General features: G+C 56.5%; 21 protein-coding genes. 15 read left to right on the top strand and 6 right to left on the bottom strand.

The genetic code is table 11. The annotated features are described in order from the left end of the window. The first annotated feature begins 6 nt into the window (after nucleotides 1–6). From AD948_RS16910 to AD948_RS16875, 8 genes are all read left to right on the top strand, one after another. Nucleotides 7–600 carry a DciA family protein gene (locus AD948_RS16910; RefSeq protein WP_082782497.1) on the top strand — a complete coding sequence of 198 codons (594 nt, stop codon included), beginning with the start codon at nucleotides 7–9 and terminating at the stop codon, nucleotides 598–600. 65 nt (nucleotides 601–665) lie between these two features. Further along, nucleotides 666–956: a hypothetical protein gene (locus AD948_RS16905; protein ID WP_006558057.1), complete on the top strand. Its 291-nt coding sequence runs from the start codon at nucleotides 666–668 to the stop codon at nucleotides 954–956. A gap of 94 nt (nucleotides 957–1,050) precedes the next feature. Further along, on the top strand, nucleotides 1,051–2,184 hold the full coding sequence (locus AD948_RS16900) for a lytic transglycosylase domain-containing protein (RefSeq protein ID WP_061472778.1): 1,134 nt from the start codon (nucleotides 1,051–1,053) through the stop codon (nucleotides 2,182–2,184). A gap of 408 nt (nucleotides 2,185–2,592) precedes the next feature. Continuing rightward, nucleotides 2,593–3,132 carry a DUF3576 domain-containing protein gene (locus tag AD948_RS16895; RefSeq protein ID WP_035380590.1) on the top strand — a complete coding sequence of 180 codons (540 nt, stop codon included), beginning with the start codon at nucleotides 2,593–2,595 and terminating at the stop codon, nucleotides 3,130–3,132. 54 nt (nucleotides 3,133–3,186) lie between these two features. Next, nucleotides 3,187–5,826 (top strand): leucine--tRNA ligase, encoded by a 2,640-nt coding sequence (gene leuS, locus AD948_RS16890; protein ID WP_061472776.1) that lies wholly within the window; start codon nucleotides 3,187–3,189, stop codon nucleotides 5,824–5,826. Continuing rightward, the gene (locus tag AD948_RS16885) at nucleotides 5,826–6,524 is read left to right on the top strand and encodes an LPS assembly lipoprotein LptE (RefSeq protein ID WP_061472774.1); all 699 of its coding nucleotides are present in this window, start codon (nucleotides 5,826–5,828) and stop codon (nucleotides 6,522–6,524) included. The genes leuS and AD948_RS16885 overlap by 1 nt, the downstream gene beginning before the upstream one ends. Before the next feature lie 27 nt (nucleotides 6,525–6,551). Next, nucleotides 6,552–7,565 carry a DNA polymerase III subunit delta gene (gene holA / locus AD948_RS16880; RefSeq protein ID WP_061472772.1) on the top strand — a complete coding sequence of 338 codons (1,014 nt, stop codon included), beginning with the start codon at nucleotides 6,552–6,554 and terminating at the stop codon, nucleotides 7,563–7,565. Nucleotides 7,566–8,315: 750 nt separating this feature from the next. Next, nucleotides 8,316–8,546, top strand: coding sequence for a hypothetical protein (locus AD948_RS16875; protein WP_058987589.1), 231 nt, complete (start codon nucleotides 8,316–8,318; stop codon nucleotides 8,544–8,546). A gap of 158 nt (nucleotides 8,547–8,704) precedes the next feature. Here the strand turns inward: AD948_RS16875 and AD948_RS18435 are convergent, their stop codons facing one another. The 3 genes from AD948_RS18435 to AD948_RS16865 form a co-directional block, all read right to left on the bottom strand. Continuing rightward, nucleotides 8,705–8,878: a hypothetical protein gene (locus AD948_RS18435; protein WP_162829219.1), complete on the bottom strand. Its 174-nt coding sequence runs from the start codon at nucleotides 8,876–8,878 to the stop codon at nucleotides 8,705–8,707. A gap of 145 nt (nucleotides 8,879–9,023) precedes the next feature. Next, nucleotides 9,024–9,440: an ArsR/SmtB family transcription factor gene (locus AD948_RS16870; RefSeq protein WP_006558048.1), complete on the bottom strand. Its 417-nt coding sequence runs from the start codon at nucleotides 9,438–9,440 to the stop codon at nucleotides 9,024–9,026. Next, nucleotides 9,437–10,096, bottom strand: coding sequence for a peroxiredoxin (locus AD948_RS16865; protein ID WP_058987592.1), 660 nt, complete (start codon nucleotides 10,094–10,096; stop codon nucleotides 9,437–9,439). The genes AD948_RS16870 and AD948_RS16865 overlap by 4 nt, the downstream gene beginning before the upstream one ends. 107 nt (nucleotides 10,097–10,203) lie before the next feature. Between AD948_RS16865 and AD948_RS16860 the strand changes: the two genes are divergently transcribed. From AD948_RS16860 to AD948_RS16830, 7 genes are all read left to right on the top strand, one after another. Next, entirely contained in the window at nucleotides 10,204–11,130 is a 927-nt protein-coding gene (locus AD948_RS16860; protein ID WP_061472771.1) for an MBL fold metallo-hydrolase, read from the top strand. 156 nt (nucleotides 11,131–11,286) lie between these two features. Beyond that, the gene (locus AD948_RS16855; RefSeq protein ID WP_061472770.1) at nucleotides 11,287–12,069 is read left to right on the top strand and encodes a sulfite exporter TauE/SafE family protein; all 783 of its coding nucleotides are present in this window, start codon (nucleotides 11,287–11,289) and stop codon (nucleotides 12,067–12,069) included. Between the two features lie 277 nt (nucleotides 12,070–12,346). Next, nucleotides 12,347–14,050: a thiol reductant ABC exporter subunit CydD gene (gene cydD / locus AD948_RS16850; protein WP_061472769.1), complete on the top strand. Its 1,704-nt coding sequence runs from the start codon at nucleotides 12,347–12,349 to the stop codon at nucleotides 14,048–14,050. Further along, on the top strand, nucleotides 14,047–15,738 hold the full coding sequence (gene cydC / locus AD948_RS16845; protein ID WP_061472768.1) for a thiol reductant ABC exporter subunit CydC: 1,692 nt from the start codon (nucleotides 14,047–14,049) through the stop codon (nucleotides 15,736–15,738). The genes cydD and cydC overlap by 4 nt, the downstream gene beginning before the upstream one ends. A gap of 47 nt (nucleotides 15,739–15,785) precedes the next feature. Next, entirely contained in the window at nucleotides 15,786–17,399 is a 1,614-nt protein-coding gene (locus tag AD948_RS16840; protein ID WP_061472767.1) for a cytochrome ubiquinol oxidase subunit I, read from the top strand. A gap of 25 nt (nucleotides 17,400–17,424) precedes the next feature. Further along, a complete protein-coding gene (cydB, locus tag AD948_RS16835; RefSeq protein WP_061472766.1) occupies nucleotides 17,425–18,564 on the top strand; it encodes a cytochrome d ubiquinol oxidase subunit II in 1,140 nt (379 codons plus the stop codon). An 11-nt stretch (nucleotides 18,565–18,575) separates the two neighbouring features. Continuing rightward, nucleotides 18,576–18,767, top strand: coding sequence for a hypothetical protein (locus tag AD948_RS16830; RefSeq protein ID WP_061472765.1), 192 nt, complete (start codon nucleotides 18,576–18,578; stop codon nucleotides 18,765–18,767). 157 nt (nucleotides 18,768–18,924) lie between these two features. Here the strand turns inward: AD948_RS16830 and AD948_RS16825 are convergent, their stop codons facing one another. The 3 genes from AD948_RS16825 to AD948_RS16815 all read right to left on the bottom strand — a co-directional run bounded on the left by AD948_RS16825 (nucleotide 18,925) and on the right by AD948_RS16815 (nucleotide 22,364). Then, on the bottom strand, nucleotides 18,925–20,607 hold the full coding sequence (locus tag AD948_RS16825) for a SulP family inorganic anion transporter (RefSeq protein ID WP_061472764.1): 1,683 nt from the start codon (nucleotides 20,605–20,607) through the stop codon (nucleotides 18,925–18,927). A gap of 350 nt (nucleotides 20,608–20,957) precedes the next feature. Further along, nucleotides 20,958–21,332, bottom strand: a complete 375-nt coding sequence (locus AD948_RS16820; RefSeq protein WP_061472763.1) for a YidB family protein — start codon at nucleotides 21,330–21,332, stop codon at nucleotides 20,958–20,960. Between the two features lie 237 nt (nucleotides 21,333–21,569). Next, nucleotides 21,570–22,364 (bottom strand): SDR family NAD(P)-dependent oxidoreductase, encoded by a 795-nt coding sequence (locus tag AD948_RS16815; RefSeq protein WP_061472762.1) that lies wholly within the window; start codon nucleotides 22,362–22,364, stop codon nucleotides 21,570–21,572. Nucleotides 22,365–22,379 lie beyond the last annotated feature (15 nt).

The raw sequence follows: 22,379 nt of genomic DNA, 5'->3' as shown, positions 1-22,379 counted from the left end.
GACGTTATGACGAAGGAGAGTCTCTCCGGCAAGACGGGAGCGAAGAAAACACAGGCAACCACCCGCTCTGCGCCTTCGGCCAGAAGCAGTGCGAAAACCGGCACGGCACCCCAGAGAGAGGGGAAGCCGTCCGTTGAGCAATCAGCCGAGCCACCGCGCCGCGCCATGACGGCGCGGAGTCTGGCTGCCCTTCTGCCTGCCGTGACTGCTCCGGCCTTTCGCCGCCGCAACCCGGCCAGCGTGCAGCTTTTTACGGACTGGAGCGATATTGTCGGCCCGGCTCATACTGCCGTGACAACCCCCAGCAAGCTGGCGGCAGGCACCCTGACCATTGCATGCGCTGGCCCGGTTGCCATGGAACTGCAACATCTGAGCGATGCGCTGATTGCCCGTATCAATACCTGGTGCGGGCAGGCACTGGTGGCACGCCTGCGCTTTGTGCAGGACCCCAAGGCTGGCATGCGCCCTGCCGCAGCCAGACGGGCGCCCTCCCTCCGTCCTGCCCCCAAATGCAGCGTGCCCGACATGCAGGAGAGCCCGTTAAAGGAGGCTCTGGAGGCGTTGGGCGCACAGATTCTGCGGGAAAAGCAGAAGCGATAACATCCGCGCGACGGCGTATATCTTTCACAGATCTGTCCTGATCCCCTCTTGAAATTGACACATTCATGGCGCGTTACGTCGGCCAGAAAATCTACGCCTGCGAAAGTCGCAAACTTCTGAAGAAAACCATGACACCTAAACCCGCCTTTCTGACTGCCGCCGCCCGCCGCGCCCTGCGCCGACATGGCCGCACCAGCCTGTCTGACCTGCATTTTCTGGAACAATGGGCCACCAGCCCGGACAACAACGCCGCCAGCATTTTGCGCGCCGGGCAGATCAGACGCACCAACCCGGACCTGATGCAGGACATCACGACTGCCATGCCCGGAAAAACACGCAGAACGACACTACGGTAAGAAACAGGATCGCCCGTATTCCGTATAGCGGCCTCTCTTTTCTGGCCCTCCGTTATGGATTGCATCCACAGAGCAACAAAGGCACCATGCGGGCATGAACAGGGCATACGGCATTCAGAAAGCAGACATTTCCCCCAAACGGGCGCTTTCTACCCTGTTTCTTGGCGGTCTGGCGGTTCTTTCTGCTTGTGCAGGGCCATCATCACGCCCCACGTCCTACCGCGCGCCGGGGCCTGCGGTTGACCAGTGGGGACCATATATTCAGGAAGCCTCCACCCGCTTTTCCATTCCCCAATCCTGGATCCGTGCGGTCATGCAGCAGGAATCCGGAGGGCACCAGTATATCCGGGGGCATCTGGTGCGGTCTGTGCATGGGGCAGTGGGCCTGATGCAGCTTAAACCGGGCACCTATATGGAACTGGCCCACCGGTATCATCTTGGCTCCGATCCCTATAATCCGCATGACAATATCATGGCGGGCAGTGGCTATATTCGTGAACTGTATGATCGTTTCGGGTCACCGGATTTTCTGGCCGCCTATAATTGTGGCCCCCAATGCGCGGAGAATCATCGCTCCCGTGGCACGGCGCTGCCCGGTTATGCGAAAACCTACATGGCCGCCATCAAGCCGCATCTGAACGACCCCATCCCCGCCATGTTGCAACCTACCCAGATTGCTTACGCCCCGGCCCCTACGCCGCCCGTTACCGTCACGGCAGTTACCGCTCCGGCTTCTGCGCCCCTCAGCCAGCAGAGTGTGGGAACGGCACCGCCCTTGCAGCAGGATGATCTTGCGCCCCCGGCCCCGATGGGTGCCTCAGCAGAGTCTGGGGCTGGCGCAGATGACGGTATTCCTGTCTCCAGCACCACGGTAGCCCAAACCACGCCTGCAACGGCTGGTCCCGTTTCTTATGCAGCCGCACCAACTTCCCCGGCAGCAGTGCGGGCTGCATGGGGGCAGAACGCCGCCTACAGCACGGGGAACGCCATCATCCAGATTGGCGCATTCTCCACGCAGGAACGGGCACAGCGCGCTGCGGCACTGGCCAGACAATCCTCCACCGCGCTGGCAAATGCCGTCAGCCGGATTGAACCTGTCAACGCAGGCGGCTCGGGGCGTCCCATATGGCGCACCCGGCTTGCAGGCCTGCCCGCCGATCAGACAGACAATATCTGCACCAGCCTGCGCCAGCAGGGGATGTCCTGCGTGCTGGTGATCACCCAATAAAACGCAATTTGAAGCGTCCACGTTGAGGACTATGAGCCGTTTTTGAGGCTATCATGAAGCATTTGACAGCCTCACCCAGAGCCATTGAGCAGGAAATCCCGCGCATTCCGGCGCAAAAAGCCCTGCCGACCCGACAGGACTGAGTGCTCCAACCGCCTCCACACTGAAGCAACGGGCGGCACCTTGGTGCAGGAGAGAGAGATACCGTGCCCATCGCTGCGGCTGTCCTAAGGTCGGAAAGACTCCCACACACCATGCCGCCATTGCACGCAGACGCTTGGCGGGATTGCCCCGACAGGATATGAAGGCACAATAGACCTGATTGACCATGAACCGGACCTGATCTGCCGCAAGCAGACAGGACTGGGAACATCGACGCCCGCGCGCCGAAGGAGCCGTATCGACATTATGCCACGTCGTCTCATGCCCTGCCGTCCCACTCCCGGTTCTTCCGCACGCCGCATACCGGGCGTTTCCTGCCTTTCCGTTGCAGCCCTGCTGGGGGTGGTGCTTCTGCCTGCCTGCTCCAGTGGTCCACGCTCCTCCACGGATCTGACAGCCCCGCGCAACCATCTGCTGGCTGAAGACCGCGGTGCATCTGGCGGAGAGGACAAGCTGAAAGGCGGCGTAAACGCCTATCTGTGGCGCGCCACGCTGGATACCATTTCCTTCATGCCCGTTGCCACGGCAGATGCTGAAGGCGGCATTATCCTGACGGACTGGTACACACCACCCGCCGCGCATAATGAACGCTTCAAGATTACCGCGTTCATTCTTGACCGCCGCCTGCGTTCCGACGCGCTACGCCTGTCCGTGTTCCGGCAGGTAAAGGAAGGCGATGAATGGGTAGATTCTCCGCCTGCCGCCAACACTGCATCTGACATTGCCGCCCGTATTCTCTCCCGCGCCCGCAAGCTGCGCGCGGACAACGGCAACCGGGACGACTGACGTCCCGGCTTTTCCTGCCGTTTCCTTCTCTCCCCAGTGACCCGCACGAGTTCCATGACACAGCCCGCCAACACGCCTGCCGCACCGGCTCCTGCCGCCGTTTCCTACGATTTCCAGTCTGTTGAACCGCGCTGGCAGAAAGCATGGGATGAAGCGAGCATCTTCACGGTGCCGGATGTGCCCCCGGCAGACCGCCCGAAATATTACGTGCTGGAGATGTTCCCCTACCCATCTGGCCAGCTGCACATGGGCCACGTGCGCAACTACGCGCTGGGTGACGTGATTGCCCGCTACAAACGGGCACGGGGCTACGCGGTGCTGCACCCCATGGGCTGGGACGCCTTTGGCCTGCCAGCAGAAAACGCAGCGCGTGAACGCGGTGTGCACCCGCAGGAATGGACGCTGAACAATATTGCCGCCATGCGCACCACGTTGCAGCGGCTTGGCTTCTCCCTGAACTGGGACCGTGAAATTGCCACCTGCCTGCCTGATTATTACGGCAAGCAGCAGAAACTGTTTCTGGACTTTTTGCAGGCCGGACTGGTGGAGCGGCGGGAAAGCTGGGTGAACTGGGATCCGGTGGACCAGACCGTTCTGGCCAACGAGCAGGTGGTAGATGGCCGGGGCTGGCGTTCCGGCGCCCCTATCGAGAAAAAGCAGCTTTCACAGTGGTTCCTCAAGATCACCGATTTTGCGGAAGACCTGCTGGATGGCCTGAAAACGCTGGATCGCTGGCCGGACCGTGTGCGCACCATGCAGGAGCGCTGGATTGGCCGCTCGGAAGGGGCTCGCGTCCGTTTCTCCCTACACGCACCGCCGCATGGGCTGGACACCAACCTGAACGCTGTTGAAGTGTTCACCACCCGTCCGGATACGCTGTTTGGCATGTCCTTTCTGGCCATTGCCCCAGATCATCCGCTGGCGGAATGGGCAGGCAAGCAGAACCCTGAAGCTGCCGCGTTCATTGCCGAATGTCGTCGTCTTGGCACATCCGTGGAAGCCGTGGAAACGGCAGAAAAGCGTGGGTTTGATACGGGTCTGCGCGTCAATCACCCGTTCCTTGACCAGAGCTTCCCGGTCTGGATCGCCAATTTTGTGCTGATGGATTACGGCACGGGCGCTCTGTTCGGCTGCCCGTCCGGGGACCAGCGCGACCTTGATTTCGCGCATAAATACAACCTGCCGGTAACGCCTGTTGTTCTGCCACCGGGCAAGGATCAGGCGGACTTTGCCATCACCAAAACGGCCTTCACCGGTGATGGCACCATGATCAACTCCGGCTTTCTGGACGGCCTTTCAACGGAAGAAGCCCGGCGTGAAGCCATTGCGCGGCTGGAAGACATGGGCGTGGGCAATGGCATAGTCAACTGGCGCCTGCGTGACTGGGGCGTTTCGCGCCAGCGGTACTGGGGCTGCCCCATTCCGGTCATCCACTGCGAAAGCTGCGGGGCTGTGCCGGTTCCCGATGACCAGCTTCCGGTTAAGCTGCCGGAAGATGTTACCTTCGACAAACCGGGCAACCCGCTGGATCACCACCCCACATGGAAGCATGTGGCCTGCCCCAAATGCGGCAAGCCCGCCACCCGTGAAACAGACACGTTTGATACGTTTGTTGATAGCTCGTGGTATTTTGCCCGATTTACGGCACCCCATGCTGATACCCCTACCGTGCGCGCCGCGGCGGATGGCTGGCTGGCGGTTGACCAGTATATTGGCGGCATTGAACACGCCATTCTGCATCTGCTCTATGCCCGCTTCTTCACCCGTGCGATGAAGAAAACTGGCCATCTGGACGTAAGCGAACCCTTTGCCGGGCTGTTTACGCAGGGCATGGTCAGCCATGAAAGCTACAAGGATTCCGCTGGCAACTGGCTGTATCCGGAAGAAGTGGAGCGCAAGGGCGATGGCGCGGTCAAACGCGGAACGGAAGAACCCGTAACCGTTGGCCGTGTGGAAAAAATGTCCAAATCCAAACGCAACACGGTGGCCCCGGTGGCCATTATCGAGCGCTTTGGGGCTGACACCGCCCGCTGGTTCGTTCTGTCTGACAGCCCGCCCGAACGCGATATGGAATGGACGGAAGCCGGGGTTTCCGGCGCTGCCCGTTTTGCACAACGCCTGTTCCGCATTGTCCGCACAGTTGCCCAGACAGTGCCCGCGCAGGAAAGCTGCCCGGCCGAGATCGCCCCGCAGGCCGATGCGCTCCGCCGTGCCAACCACCGCACCATTGCGGCGGTAACCGAAGCGCTGGAAGGCTTTACCATCAACGTGGCGGTGGCGCGTATTCATGAACTGACATCCGCTCTGGCCGAAGCCGAAAAAACGGCAGACCTGCCCGGCATGGCGTTTGCCCGACGTGAAGCGGCCCGCACCCTTTGCCTGCTGTGCGCCCCCATGATGCCGCATCTGGCCGAGGAAATGTACGCCCAGCTTGAGCCCGGCACATCCATGGTGGTGGAACAGCCGTGGCCGGAAGCAGACCCCAGTCTGCTGGCTGCAACGCAGGTGACCATTGCAGTGCAGATCATGGGCAAGCTGCGCGGCACCATTGAAGCGGCTCCGGATGAAGACAAGGATGCCGTGGTGGCCCGTGCAGAAGCCGAACCCAATGTGGCCCGGCTGCTTGAAGGCAAGCGTATTGTCAAACGCGTGCATGTGCCCAACCGCATTGTAAACTTTGTAACGGCAGGCTGATGCAAAAAACCCGCTCCCTCCGGAAGGCGCTCGCTCTTCCCCTGACGGCTCTCCCCCTGCTGGTGTTGCCCGCGGCCCTCAGCGGCTGCGGATTCCAACCCCTGTATGGCGAGCAGAAGGGTGAGACCACGCCGGAAGTGGAACTGAAGCGGGTTTATGTTGCCAATATTCCTGAACGCTCCGGCCAGCAGTTACGGCTGGCATTGCAGCAAAACATGGCGGGCGACGGCCCCGAAGACCCGGATGGCTATACGCTGATTGTGCAGCCCTCCTTCGGGCAGGAATCCATTGATATCCACTCGGACAACACATCCGGCCGGGTGCGCATGAACGCCCATGCCCACTGGCAGCTTCTGACTGTTGAACAATACCCCAAACTGCTGGCGCAGGGTGATGCCTCCACAATGGATGGATACACCAGCACGTACGAACAATATTTTGCCCAGACCCTGAACAGTGAAACAGCAATCGGGCGCGTGGCACAGACTCTGGCCGAGCAGGTAACCCAGCAGGTTGCCACATGGTTCCGGACCCATACTGCGCCATCCCGCCAGCGCGATCAGGGCCCTGCGGCCTATTACCCAACCCCCAACGCCATTCCGGAGTCTGAAAAACAGGCCCCCATGGAACAGGAAGGGGCTGACGCCATTCCCGATATGGCAACAGGCCGCAACGCCCCCAACGCGGGTTCTTTGTAATTTCTGGCGCGGCAGGAAAGCCGGACCATGAAGATTGATGCCCGTTCCCTGCCCCGCGTTACCCAGAACCCTGGCGCATGGCGTGTTATCCTGTTGCACGGAGAAGATACCGGGCTGATCCGTGAGCGCGCGCAGGATGCCACACGCAAGATTGCAGGCTCTACCGATGATCCGTTTCGGGTTTCCGTGCTGGACAAGGAAACCCATGACCGACTTGAAGAAGAAGCCACCGCCCTTTCCCTGATGGGTGGCCGCCGCGTGGTGCGGGTGCGTGATGCCTCTGACTCACTGCTGAAAGCTGTGAGTCACGTGCTGGAACAGCCCACCGATACATTGGTTATTCTGGAATCGCCCAGCCTGCCCTCGCGCTCCAAACTGCGTGCCTTGCTGGAAAAACGGCCGGACTGCGCCAGCGTTGGCTGCTACCCGGAGGAAGGCCGCACGCTGGAAGCCACCATTACCCAGATGCTGGCAGCCCACACGGTGCGCATTGAACCGGACGCCCTGCACTGGCTGATGGGCCGGCTGGGTGCAGACCGGGGGGCCGCCCGCAGCGAAGTGGAAAAACTGGCCCTGTATGCGGGCGACACCGGCACACTCACGCTGGATGACGCCTGTGCCTGCATTGGAGATGCGGGCAGCGTTTCCATTGAGGACGCCGCCTTTGCCGCCACGGAAGGTCGCCGCGCGGATGCTGATCTGGCCATTGAACGGGCTCTGGCGGAGGGTACCAGCCCCATTACCATAGCCCGTGCGTTTCTAAGCCACCTGAACCGCCTGCGGCGGGTGCGCGCAGCCATGGCCGAGGGGGAAAGTCGGTCAGACGCCATGAAAGCCCTCAGGCCGCCAGTGTTTTTCAAACGGACGAATGGATTCGGTCGGTCTCTTGATCTTTGGCCTCTGGCGGCCCTGACACAGGCCCTGGAAGACACACAGGCGCTGGAACTGGCCTGCAAACAGACCGGCGCGCCCGACCAGCTTTTATGTAAACGCTATGTGGCTACGCTGGCCGCCAAAGCCGCACGCGCCGCACGCCGTTGAACCGCAGGGCAGTATCCGGCACCGCCGCCTCTTGCCCCCGTTCCGGCTTTCAGTATAGATGAAAGAGTGTGTCCGCGTAGCTCAGTAGGATAGAGCACAGGATTCCTAATGCAATTGGGCGCCATGACAGGAAACATCATGGTGTATCCGCTCAAAGTCGGGGAACGCTCTGGTCCACTCGGACCGTGCCGATCCCGAGCCAAGCCAGCCCTGCCACGCAGGGCCGGAAGGTGTAGAGACTGGACGGGCGGTGCCTACGGGCCACTTCGGTGGCCTAAGGCAAAGGGACAGTCCAGACCACGAACATCTGCCAACGGCATCTGCCCGGCAGATGGCGGTGAAAACCGAAGTGGGAAGAATCCTGGGGCCGTGGGTTCGAATCCCGCCGCGGACACCAGAGCACATAATCAGGCAGTTTCCTGCTGCTTCAAATCCCATAAAATCGACTGATAAGCCTAGAACAGGCATTGCATCCTGTTCAGTCAGTGCCCATCCAGACCTAAGGGTTTCGGGGCATTATCCGAGGGATCGGATTTCTGCTCCTTTTTAAGAGCTTTATCCTTTTCAGGCATACCCTTTCTTCCTCCCGCCTTCCGTGCCCAAATTACCCGATGCAAGCATGAAACAATCAAACTTATTTACATTTCGAATTTTAACATTACCGTTAGGTCTATTGTAACTTGAAAAAAGATAGGTCACCCTATTTCTTTAAAAGTTCTGATTGCTCAATATACTTTTGGGATATGCATCATGACGCAAAAAATCAGCCCAGAAATTGAGATTGCTTTAATCCAGGCAGCGTCAGCCTTTACAGTAGAATTCATGCGCTGCTTTCATGGTTCTGACAGTGCAAATGGGTCGACCTGTCAAAAAAACCTGAAAATTCCTCAAGAGTTTGATGAGCGCTTCATCGCAATGTATTTCAGCAACACTCTCTTTGCGCTTAAAGATAACTATCAGGAGGATAGACCTGACTTCTAAAGAACTTCTGTTCCCAGAACTTCTTTAGTAATGATTACTTGAATGCACGACTTACGCACGCTTTTATTAATCACCTGCGTGGTCGTGCATCAATAAAAGGCGGGCGCGGGCCGCAAAGCTTGGCCACGCCCGACGATGCTCCGCCTTGGGTCATTCAGCTATTTGCTGTCTGTGGCTCGATCCAGCGTGCGGCCAGCTTTTTCAGCCGGACCTTTGGGGGGATCAAACGTATCCTGCACTTTTTCCCCAAATGTCCGTTTATGCGGCTTGCACGCCGTTGCGGAAAGACCAACTGCAGACAAAGCAAGAATCACAACCAGTAACCGACGCATTCTGCATCTCCTTACAAAAGAGTTGCAGATCAAACACCTCAAGCGAATAAAGGTTTCTGTGGCCCCCTCCGTGTCGACGTCACCTTGACGGATGGCGTGGACTTTCCTGCGCCTGCCACATGACCACCGATGACAGGCTTAGAGTTTAGTTCCCGGCAGATGAGGGCGGGCGGATAAATGCAAACCGTGCTCCGCCTTCGGTAAGCCCTCTTTTTTTGGGGGCGCTCTCTTTTCCTGCCGCAATACTTTGCAGCAGCGGCAGCGTTGATTGATCTCCCCGCAACAGACCAATCAGGGCGCGTGCTCTCAGCACTTCATCCTCACTGGCCAGACTGTAATAAATGGTACGGGATTCCCGACGCGGCACAATAATATCCGCCCGACGCAATGTGCCCAATTGCTGACTAAGCGTAGGCTGACCGATTCCGGTCTGGCTTTCCAGTTCACTCACCGCCAGAGGGCCTGTCAGCAAGGCATCCAGAATAAGCAAACGCTGCGGTTGAGCAAACAGCTTCAGGCGCTCGACCAGCAATTTTGCTTCATCAAGGGAGAGCGGGCTCATCCCTTTTTCTCCGGCTTGACCGGCATAAACCACGCAGGCCCTGCCTCGGCCACGGCATCCTGAGTCTGTGCTGCCGGATACATGACAGGTTCGCCCGGCTGCCAGCCTTCCGGGGTCAGCACATCCTCTTGCGCTACCTGCTGAAGCGCCTTCAGCAACCGCAGTAATTCCTTTACGGAACGGCCAACGGTTGGGGGATACCAGGTTACGGCCTGCACAATGCCTTCCGGATCAATCACGTAAACGGCACGCACCGTCACACTGCTCTGGGCCGTTGTGTCGAGCATGCCATACGCGCGGGCGATGGACATGGAAGGATCTTCCACAATGGGGAACGGGATACTAACGCCAAACCGCTCCCGTATGGCCTCAACCCACGCCAGATGAGACGGCAGACTATCAACGGAGAGGCCGACAAGCGCACAGTTCAGAGCCTGAAACTGTGGCGCGGCCCGCGCAAGGGCGATAAATTCGCTGGTGCAGACCGGCGTGAAATCAGCCGGGTGCGCAAACAGCATGACCCAGTGCCCCCGCAAGGAACTGAAGGTCAATTCGCCCTGCGTGGTGCGCGCCACAAAATCTGGCACCGCATCACCAATCTGAAGAATGGCCCGCGAATGGTACAGCGGGCAGGATTCCAAGGTCTGGTCGCTCATGATCTGTTTCTAAGCGGATTGTTCTGCTTGACGCAAGATGGTTTCGCATTTAATGAAAATGAATATACATGTTTATATAAAATGATAAACAATCACGGAGGCTACCGATGACGGACGCACCCCTCGCCGCCGCAACAGACCAGATCCTGATGACCGAGCGTGGTGCTGGCCCCAAACCGGTTATCAGAACTTTTTTTGATGAAGCCACCTTCACCGCCAGCCACGTTGTGCATGACCCGGACACAAAAGCCGCGGCCATCATTGATAGCGTGCTGGATTATGAAGCGGCCTCCGGCCGCACGTCCTATGCCTCCGCCAAAAAGATTGTGGAGTATGTCCGCACCGAGGGGCTGCATGTGGAATGGCAACTTGAAACTCATGCCCATGCAGATCACCTCTCTGCCGCCCCATGGCTACAGGAACAGGTGGGCGGCAAGCTGGGCATTGGGGCTGATATTGTCACAGTGCAGAATGTCTTTGGTAAGATCTTCAATGCTGGAAGCGAATTTGCCCGCGATGGTTCCCAGTTTGAACGACTGTTTCATGATGGTGACCGGTTCAAGGTGGGCACACTGGATGCCATAGCCCTGCATGTGCCAGGCCACACACCCGCGGACATGGCCTTCATCATTGGGGATGCCGCTTTTATCGGGGATACGCTGTTCATGCCGGATTATGGCACCGCCCGTGCGGACTTCCCCGGTGGCGATGCACGCATGCTGTTCCGCTCCATTCATCGCCTACTCAAACTCCCGGAGCAGACGCGCCTCTTCCTGTGCCACGACTACAAGGCACCGGGACGTGATACATTTGCGTGGGAAACAACCGTAGGCGCGGAACGGGCTCATAACGTGCATGTGCATGACGGCGTAACGGAAGACGATTTTGTGAAAATGCGTACCACGCGCGACGCAAAACTCTCGCTTCCCAACCTCATCATGCCGTCCGTTCAGGTGAACATACGGGGCGGCCATATGCCAGAACCCGAAGAGAACGGCGTGAGCTACATCAAGATCCCCATCAACAAGATGTAAGAGGCCACGTCAAAAGCCCCGAGGTCGGTCAGGCACCTATTCCCCTGTGAATAGGGTAGCCAGGAAAGTTCTGGTCGCCTTCACCTTCCAGGCTTTTGAAATAGACTCTAAATTTTTCTCTGCTTTTTCCAGTTTTTCAGGCCAGAAATACTCACCATGTCAGATCCCCTTCTCCATACCGGACTGGAAATTTTCTCTGGCATGCTTGTGGGGTTTACACTGGGCCTGATTGGCGGCGGTGGCTCCATTCTGGCTGTGCCACTCATGGTTTATCTGGTCGGTGTTTCCAACCCGCATGTGGCCATTGGCACAAGCGCACTGGCCGTTGCCATCAACGCACTGGTGGGGCTGGCCCAGCACGCCCGCGCCCACACTGTAAAATGGCGATGCGCCGCTATTTTTGCCTCCTGCGGAATTATAGGCGCATTTGTAGGGGCCGCCGCAGGCAAAGCCGTGGATGGCAAGCGCCTTTTACTATGCTTTGCCATACTCATGATTGGTGTTGGCATTCTTATGCTGCGCGGTCGCCGCAATCTGGGATGCCCCGGCGCAAGCTGCAACCGTGATAATGCCGCAAAAGTTGCCGGTTTTGGTCTGGGCACGGGTGTATTATCCGGCTTTTTTGGCATTGGTGGCGGCTTTCTGATTGTACCCGGCCTGATAGCCTCAACCGGCATGCCCATTCTCAACGCTGTTGGAACATCCCTTGTTGCAGTAGCCGCATTTGGCCTGAGCACAGCCGCCAGCTACATGATGTCTGGTTATATAGACTGGAATCTGGCGGCACTGTTTATTGTAGGGGGCGCCATTGGCAGTGTGGCAGGTACCCGCACCGCGCGCTCCATGGCCCGCTCCACCGGCAGCCTGACGACCTTTTTTGCTGGCGTTATTTTCTGCGTGGCCATTTACATGATCTGGCAAAGTCTGCGCGCTCTTTAAAGCTCCAGCACCTTCACTTTAAAAAAATCATTAACTGATAAAGCGGCCATAAGGCCGCTTTTTTTGTGCTGCCTGATTGGCGCAACCTTAGATACCAAAGAGATTTTCTAAAAAACCTCATTTTAGTCATGGCTTTTCCCCTCCAGAACAGCATGGCTGCCTCTTGGGCATCTGCTTGACACTTAATAGTTTTATGAATATTTTTATTATTGTTAATTTAATTCATTAAGTGTTAAGCGCTTTTCGCAGCACTTTCTGTTGCAACCAGGTTTTCCAAATGCGCACACAACAGCAAACAGACTGGCAAACCGCAGGTCTGGCACGCCGTGCCACACGCTGGCTGGTGGCTGCCGTCATTTTGGGTGGCGCCTCCTGCGTGCTGTTTGTGCTGCAATTGGCCACATTGGCCCACGCCGTTGATGATCTGACCTTCAAGGGGCACCCCCTTGCCAGCACATATCCCGCCTTGGTGCAGGTTGGTGCGCTGTGTGCGGGCAGCCTGCTGCTGCAATGGTTGGCGGATATGGCAGGCACAGAAGCCGGTTTGCGCATCAGCGCTTCTGTACAACGGGATATGCTCCGGCATCTGTTCCGCGCGGGCCCCGTAGGGTGTGCCACACTCCCTGCGGGCCAGATCGTCACCACCATGACTGAAGGCACGGCAGCGCTGGAGCCTTATTTTGCGCAGTATATTCCACGCGCAGCCATGATGGTTGTCCTGCCGGGGCTTATTCTAGCCATGGTGTTTCATCTGGATGGCTGGAGCTTCGCCATTCTGGCCTGCACAGGCCCTCTGATTCCCGTTTTCATGGCTCTGATCGGTTACAGTGCGCAGGCCATCATGAACCGGCAATGGGTACAGTTGCTGATAATGGGTTCCAGCTTTCTGGATTCCTTGCGGGGCCTTGGCACCTTGCGCCTGTTCGGTCAGACACAGGCCAGTATCACCCGCATGCGTGAAATGGCAGAAGCACATCGCCGTGCCACTTTTTCTGTCATGAAAGTCGCGTTTCTTACGTCAGCAGCACTGGAATTTTTCGCAAGCCTGTCCATTGCACTGGTCGCTGTGGTATTCGGAGCGCGCCTGCTGAATGGTACGGCTGATTTTCGGTCTGCCTTTCTGGTTCTGCTGCTGGCGCCAGAATACTTCATGCCGTTGCGGGCTTTTTCCGCCAGCTACCACGCCCGACAGAACGCGACCGCCGCCGCTGCCCGCATTGCAGAGATCTTTGCAATTCCGGAGTTGGAGGCGAACTCCCAGCAACCTCAAAATGCTTCAGGCACGCACAGCGCGATCACGGCATTGGAATGCCAGCACGTTTCTGCCGCCTACGCCACAGCCACAGCCACAGCCACAGCTTTGGATGATGTGTGCTGCAAATTTTCACGCAACCAACTGACCGTCCTGACTGGCGAAAGTGGTGCCGGAAAAACCACCCTACTGCGTGTGCTGCTGGGTTTTCTGCCCGTGCAGGCCGGTCACATAACGGCATTAGACAGGCACAGACACCCTCTTGCCCTGCCCCAAGGGTGTGCAGGGTGGCTGCCACAACGCCCGCTGATGATTTTCGGCACGGTGGCGGACAATCTACGCCTGGCCAATCCTGATGCAGACATGCACAGTCTGCGCGCAGCAGCCAGACAGGCAGATGCGCTGGGTTTTATTGAGTCTCTGCCAAATGGTTTTGAAACCATGGTGGGCGAACGTGGTACCCTTCTGTCAGGTGGGCAGATCAAACGGCTTGCTCTGGCCCGTGTTCTGCTGCGCGCCCCAGACGTGCTCTGCCTGGATGAGCCCACCGCCAATCTGGACCCCGGCAGCGCACACCGTATTACGCAGACCATTCGCCAGTGTGCGGCAAACCGGATTGTCATTGCGGCAACCCATGACCCAGCACTTGTCCGGCATGCAGACCAGATTCTGCACATTGAAAATGCCCGTGTTGAGAACATCGTGTTCCCGAAGGATGCCGCAGCATGAGACAGTTCTATAGCCCCCTTCCCATTACCGGAGCTATGCGCTGGCGGCTGGTGCTTGGCCTATTTCTGGCCTGCGTGGCGGCACTCGCCAACTTTGGTTTGTTGTTTCTCTCTGGCTGGCTTCTGGCGGGAGCCGCCTTTGCCGGAGCCGCAGGCATGGCCGCACAGCAGGCCTTCAACATGATGCTTCCTGCAGCAGGTGTGCGTTTTTTCGCAACCCTGAGGATTCTGTCTCGCTATGCTGAACGGCTGGTAACACATGACACGGCCCTGCAATTGATTGGTGCATTACGGGCATGGACCTATGGCAAACTGGCTCCCTTGGCCCCTGCTGGCGTGAATGACAAACGCGGGGGCGATTTACTTTCTCGCTTTGTGACAGACACAGATCAGGTGGGTCAGTATTACACGGACACGCTTCTGCCTTTTGTTCGGGCGGGTGTCTGCTGTGCCGTTGCTATTGGTATAACAGCCATTTTCTTAAAAACCGCAGCCGTATGGTTAATCGCTGCGTGCCTTATGTGTGGTGTGGCCGTTCCGTTTGTGACAGGCCGTTTGTCTGATGCTCTTCTGGCCCGTGTCGCAACGGAACAAGGCGTGCAGCAGGCCGATCTGGCAGAAACACTGCAATCATTGGGTGACTATCTTACGCTGGGCGCAGCAGAACGGCAGCAAGAGCATATTCTTCGCCAGCAACGCGCCCTTATGGCGGCACAACGCAAACTGGCTGCGCTTGAAGGCGCGGCCAGAGGCATCATCACACTTTGCGCAACAGGGACAACACTCGCTGTTCTGATCTCGGCTGTTGAAGCCTTTCAAAATCATGCACTTTCCTTACCGGAAGTTCCCATGCTGGTTCTGGGTAGTCTGGCGGCGTTTGATGTTTTGGCTCCATTACCTGCCGCACGGCAGACGTGGGGGCGCATCCGTCTGGCAGCTACCCGGCTCCATGCTGCGTGCGCGGTTTCCCCTCTCGTTCCAACCCCGGCCATACCCGCTCAGGCACAACCACCCTACAATCTGAAACTGGCCAACGTCTCCTTCCGCTATCCGGAAACACACCAATGGATATTGCATAAAGCCAGCCTGTCCATTCGGCAGGGGGAGCGGGTCGCGCTGATTGGTCCATCAGGAAGTGGAAAAAGCAGCCTGATTTCCCTTCTTTTTCGGTTTTATCCTTATCAGGAAGGAAAAATCTCCTTTTCTGGAATGGATCTATCTTCCTTTCAGGCTGAAACACTGGCGCAGAACATAAGCGTGGCGGCGCAGAATTTTCACCTGTTCAATGGCAGCCTGCGGGACAATCTGCTGCTCGCCGCCCCTCACGCAACTGAAGCTGACCTGCAAGATGCGCTGCGCGTTGTACAACTGCATGCGTTTGTGGCCCAGACCCCGCAGGGGCTGGATACGCTAATAGGGAACGATGGGTTTAAACTTTCTGGCGGGCAGGCAAAACGTCTGACCATTGCTCAATCTTTGTTACGCAAAACGCCATGGCTCATTCTGGATGAACCAACAGAAGGCCTGGATGCCGAAACAGAGACTGCGCTCATGACAAGCCTGCTGAAGGCGCGGCCGGATGCCACACTGCTGTGCATCACACACCGCCGTACCGTCCTGCCATTCATGGATAGAGCCATCCGGATAGAAAACGGAGCCTTTCACTCCGCAGAGGAGGCAAGAGCATGACCTAGTTCTGAAACTTCGTTATTTTTCTTGAACCAAGGGCTTTTAAAATGGACCTCATCAACCCCACTGTTGTTGACCTTTCGCGCTTTCAGTTTGCGCTGACTGCACTCTACCACTTCATGTTTGTCCCCCTCACACTGGGGCTGACCTTCATGCTTGCCGCCATGGAAACAGTGTACGTTGTCACTGGCCGCAAGATTTATAAAGAAATGGCCCAGTTCTGGGGCAAACTGTTTGGCATCAATTTTGCCATTGGTGTTGCCACCGGTATCACCATGGAATTTGAATTTGGCACCAACTGGTCCATGTATTCCCGCTTTTTTGGAGATATGTTCGGCACGCCTCTGGCCATTGAAGGGCTTATGGCCTTCTTTATGGAATCAACCTTTGTAGGCCTGATGTTTTTTGGCTGGGACCGGCTAAGCAAACAGGCCCATCTGGCTGTAACCTATCTGGTGGCACTGGGCTCCAACCTTTCCGCACTGTGGATCCTGATTGCCAATGCCAGCATGAACGTGCCGGAAGGTGCACATTTTGACCCCGACACCATGCGCATGCAGTTTGACAGTTTTGTGCATGTCGTCTTCAACCCGGATGCCCAGTCCAAATTTGTGCATACATCCGTTGCCGGATACGTATCCGCCGCGCTGTTTGTCATGGGTATAAGCGCGTTCTACATTTTGCGTGGCCAGCACAAACAGTTTGCTGCGCGTTCCTTCCGTATGGCGGCACTGTTCGGTATTATTTCCACTGTGGCGGTCATTACGCTGGGCGATGTTCTGGGCCGCATGGATTATGAAAAGCAGCCCACCAAGATCGCCGCGATCGAAGGCCTGTGGCACACCAGCAAACCGCCGTATGAACCGTGGATTCTGGCAGCGCTTCCTGATGATGCAAAACAGGAAAACCACTTTGAAATCGGTGTTCCGTTTGTTCTTACTCCACTGATTACGCATGATTTCAATACCCCCATCACCGGTCTGCATGAACTGGAAGATGCTGCTGGCCCCCGCATTCAATCGGGCATAGAAGCCGTTTCCGCCCTGCGGCGGTATGGCGAAACCCACCAGCAGGCTGATCTGGATGTTTTCCAGGCGCATGAAGCTGATATGGGCTTTGGTTTTCTGGCCACACGTCACGCACCGGGCCAGGATGTCACCACGCTTTCAGCCGAAGCTCTACCGCAGGTTATTGAGGCAACAAAACCGGATATCTTGCCGAATGTTTTTGTTACATTCTGGGCTTTCCGCCTGATGGTGTTTCTGGCGCTGTACTTCTTCGCGCTGTTTGCCATTTCCTCCTATGTCAGCCTCAAGAACAGACTTGAACGTAACAGGCTGCTGCTGCGCCTCTGCCTGTGGTCCATCCCTCTGCCCATTCTGGCGACTGAGTTCGGGTGGATTACCGCAGAAGCAGGCCGGCAGCCATGGACGGTGTTCAACAGGCTACCCACGTTCCTGTCTGCCTCTACGCACAGCGTATCTTACATGCTGTTCTCGCTGGCCGGATTTGCCGTGCTCTACAGCATTTTTATCGCGGCGGAACTTTACCTGATGTTCAAGTTCGCACGCCTTGGGCCGGAAGCGCATGATACCCCACAAACCGCGCCCGATCATCTGCACCTTGGGGGTGCTGCGTCCACTCCGGCAGCAGCCCATTAAAGGGTAATGAGAGAGAAAATCCGTTATGGAACTTTACGCACTTCTCAAACTGATATGGGCAGCACTCCTGTGCATTCTGTTCATCGGCCTGGGGTTGATGGTGGGAATGGACATGGGCGTAGGCACCCTGCTGCGCTTTGTGGGCCGCAATGATGGTGAACGCCGCACGGCACTGAACATTATCGGCCCGCACTGGGACGGAAACCAGGTGTGGTTCATTCTTGGCGGCGGCGCGATTTTTGCTGCGTTCCCCACCCTGTATGCCACATCTTTTTCCGTGTTCTATGTGGTCATGATCCTGCTGCTATTCAGCATGATTCTGCGGCCTGTCGCTTTTGAATACCGCTCAAAAGCAGATAGCACGCTCTGGCGCGCCAGTTGGGACTGGGTTTTCCTGATCTCAGGTTTTCTACCCATGTTCATTTACGGTGCAGCCTTTGGGAATATTCTTGAAGGTGTAGGCTACCATTTTGGCTGGAATGGCCAGTACTATCAGGATAGTTCATTTCTTTCCTATCTGCTGAATCCGTTTGTCATTCTGTGTGGACTGATGTCTGTCTCCCTCAGCGTCTATCAGGGGGGAGTGATGCTGATGATGCGGTCTGAAAACCCGATTTACAGCCGTGCCCGTACCTACGCCCAGCGCGGGGGGCTTCTAGCAATAGTACTGTTTGCCATAGGGGGATTGTTTATCAGCCGCATGAAAGGTTTTGTTCTAACAGCCCCGGTTGATCCGGCCATGCCAGCAAACCCATTGCATGGACAACATGTTGCGCAACTGGCAGGTGGCTGGCTGCATAACTACGCGGCCCACCCGTTCCTGTGGTTGCTTCCTGTTCTGGGTTTTGCCAGCATGACACTAAGTGTGCTGGCTGTTCGCGCACAGAAGGCCATTCTGGCATGGTGGAGCGGTCTGGGCTGCTGGATTGGGACTATTGGCACAGTTGCCGCCGCCATGTTCCCGTTTCTGATGCCATCCACCACCGCCCCGGACCAAAGCCTGAGCATATGGAACAGCACCGCCAGTGCATATGGCCTGACCTGCATGTTGGTAGTGGCACTGATCTTTGTGCCGATTATCCTGTGTTACACATCCTGGTGCTATTACGTCATGCGCGGCAAGGTACGCACGGCGGATATCATCCATGATTCCCATAGCTACTGAAGGAGCCCACCATGTCTCTTCTCCGCATGGCTGGTCTGGCCATTGTTCTTGTTATCTCTCTTCTGTTTGCTGTTTTTGTAGGAGATCAGGGCCCGTGGTATTTCTCCTGGGTAATTGGCACCGTGATGATCATCCTCATCTCCGGCGCAGGCGCCATTCTGCTGGATGCGCAAATGGATTCTTCTTCTGAGAAGGAGGTATAATCATGATGGGTGATCTTGAAGGGGTAATTCTTTTTATTCCTTTTGTATATCTTGCACTTTATTGCATTGCGTATCTTTTCGGACGCAAGTTTTTCCCATAAGATACATTTGTTCTAACACAACAAGCCTCACAAGCTGCCGCCTTCATGCCCCTGTCCTAGCCAGCGGCATGAAGGCGGGCCTCTGCCAAAGCTGTATGCAGTTGTGAAAAGATATTCTCTTTTCCCAGAACATCTGAAATCACATGCCTGTCCATATCTGCCCTGAGATACGGACTGACCCGCCCGAATATCACGCGTATATGGTCATGTTGCAGTATGGTCAGAATGTTGCGCACGGCCACTGCGGCTGAATAATCCACATCTGTTATGGCGCTTGCGTCAATCACAATGCACCGCACAGATGGATGAGATGTTTCTGCCAAAACCCGCAGATCTTCGACAAACCGATTACAATTTGCATAGAATAGGTCCGCGCAGAAACGATAGATCACAACACCATTTTCCGGCTGCACACCGCTTTTTACAGGCTGGGCTTCCATAGCGCCTGTTTGCGGATCTTCTTTCAGAAGCATGGTATGTGGCAGATAGCTATGACGAACATGCCGAAAAAGCGAGAGAGCGATGGCAATAAAGATGCCCTGCTCCACGCCCAACCCCACAACCGTCAACCCCGTAATCACGGCCAGACCGAACTCGCCGGGGCTTTCCCGCCGGATGTGCCCCAACGTGCGCAGTTGGATCATGCCCATGGCAATATTGAAAACAATCGCCCCCAGCACACAGCGCGGCAAAAATTGCAGCGGTTTGGTCAGAAACAGTAAAACGCATACCGTTACGGCGGCAAACACAAGTTGCGCCCTCTGGCTCCGTGCCCCTGCCCTGACCGCCATGGCCGTTTGTGTGGGGCTACCATTTACGGCAAAAGCTCCACTTACAGCAGCCGCTGCATTAGCGGCACTCAGGCCAAGAATGTCAGCATTTTCATCAACTGTTTCATTGAACTGATCTGCAATGGCACGGGATGTTGCAGCACTTTGCGCGATCATTACAAACACGCAGGATGTTGCCACCGGCAGCAGGGCCAGCACGTCATCCCACCCGACCCAGGGCAGACTCAAGGCTGGCAGGCCGCCAGACACAGGCCCGACCACCTCAAACCCATACGCCTGAAGGTGATAGAACCAGCTTGCACAGATGCTGCCCCCCACAACCAGCAGAGCCCATGGCAGGTGTGGCACAAAGCGGTTGGCGAGAAAAAGGCCGAGGCTCACCACACCTGAAAACAGGAGAGCCTGTGGCACAGCGTGGGGAAGGCCACGCAGAAGTTCCCCGATCTGATAGAGGGGATGGTGGGTGTGCGCAGTCAGGCCGAGCATGTCAAAAAGCATGACAATACCAACCTGAACACCGACCCCCGCCATAAAACCCACCAGAACCGTGCGGGACAGAAAATCTGCCAGAAACCCCAACCGGAACAACCGCGCCACCAGAAGAAACCCGGCACACAGCAAGGCAACCATGCTGACAAGAGCACTGTAATGGGCGGACCCCGGCTGTGCCATTTCAGACAGCGCACTGGAAAAAATAGCTGCTGTGGCGGAATCTGCCGCCACCACCAGATGCCGCGATGATCCGAACACAGCAAAAGCCACCAGTGGCAGCAAAACGGTATAAAGCCCGGTAACCGCAGGCATGCCCGCGATACGCGCATACCCCAACACCTGAGGAATATTCATGGAGGCCAGCGAAAGCCCGGCAAAGCCATCCCTCACCCAGCCGCGCACACCATCCGCAGTTTTAAACCGATTGCACCATTGCTTTAATCCGGGCCACCACATTGCACATCATCCTCATGCGTCATCATTGCATAGGAGGCTGTTTGAAAAATCTGTCATGCGGATCTGCTGGCCTTCTCGCCTCCAACCGTCATCTGCCGATTTTTCAAACAGCCCCTCAGGAGGTTGTGCCGTTATTCCGTGCGTTCGTCACCTTTTGTTCATCATCCTTGCGCATGGTGCCTTTGGCCTAACAACTCTTGCTCGCCTTTAGCGGCCTCCCCATCATCACAAAAAAACGGAGCCCGAGGGAAAACACCCGGTAGAGGTGCTTGCCATCAAAACTCCGTTTTGATGTGAGAGACAGGAGGGGAAGACCCTCCTCTCCCGTCGGGATCAGGCGTTTGGCGGATTTATGCGCTTTTTCCGTCTGCGTGATCTTTGTGGCATGCAGCGGGCAGCACACCTGTCAGCGCCTTGATGGTGGCTTTCTCTGACAAGCCACTCTGTTTTGCCAGTGTTTCAATCGCATGCGCTGGCAGAAGTTTTGTCACCACGTCTTCCGTTGTGGCTGCCGGGCGACGTTCCTGTTCCCACTGCTTTACCTGATCATGCAGTCCGTGGATCTGCGCATTCTGGCGCAGTTCGTGCTCCCCACTGTTTCCATTATGGTCCAGATACTGCACGAGCGCCGAAAACAGGCCTGAGGTATCCGTTGTGGCCGCAGTAAGGGTATCCGCAGCTTTGGTCATGACAGAGTTCAGCTGTTCCGTTGTTGAGGCGGTCATATCGTTCCTCCCTGATAAGGTGGGACGGACATTCTGCCCAACAGAGCCTCTGAAATGAGCTCCAGGCAGACCCCGGCGTGTGTGCCGGGTGGTCCGTTTCATAGCGGTTCGGTATTTCCAACGATCAACAGCGGCATCTGTTGCACAGATTTTTATGAATTCTGTTTTCATTGATCTAGGCAACAGAAAACAGGCTTCAATTTTCAGGAATATTCTGAAAATTTTTATCCGGAAAAATTAGAAGATTGTTTCCAGAATTCCGCCTTCAACCCGCAGGGCTGCGCCACTGGTAGCGGACGATTCCCGCGATGCCACATACAGGACCATATTCGCCACTTCCTCAACCGTCGCAAAACGTTGGATGAGAGAAGAAGGCCGGTTCTGCATGACAAAACCATGGCTGATCTCATCAACAGATTTTCCGGTCTTTTCCGCTTCCTGCTCCAGCATGGTTTTCACACCTTCTGACATGGTAGGACCGGGCAGAACGGAATTGACCGTAACCCCCGTGCCAGCCATGCGCTTTGCAAGCCCACGAGAGACAGCAAGCTGCGCTGTTTTGGAAAACCCGTAATGAATCATGTCTTGGGGAATATTCTGTGCGGATTCAGAGGAAATGAAAATTACACGTCCCCATTTCTTGTTTTCCATACCCTTCAGATAAGCGCGAGACAGCCGCACCCCGGACATGACATTGATATGAAAATACTGCTCCCAGATATCATCCGGGGTTTCAAAGAAATCCTTCGGGCCGAAAATACCCACATTATTGACAAGAATATCACATGCGGGATGAGCAGAGACCAGCGCATCACACCCTTCAGACGTGCTCAAATCCCCTACAAACGCTTCTATTTTCGCCTTGGGTGCTACTTTGCGAAGCGCTTCTGCTGCTTTTTCACACGCATCCTGCTTACGCCCATTGATAACAACCTGCGCCCCGGCAACAGCCAAACCGCGCGCTGTGGCAAAACCAATCCCTGCGGTAGACCCGGTAACAATGGCCTTAAGGCCTGACAGATCAAACTGCATGCCAGCTTCTCCCCC

It is taken from the genome of Acetobacter senegalensis, from assembly GCF_001580995.1.
GTDB classification, from domain to species: Bacteria; Pseudomonadota; Alphaproteobacteria; order Acetobacterales; family Acetobacteraceae; genus Acetobacter; species Acetobacter senegalensis.
Note: the sequence above shows the minus strand (reverse complement) of the source record. Positions and strands in the feature narration are given on the sequence as shown.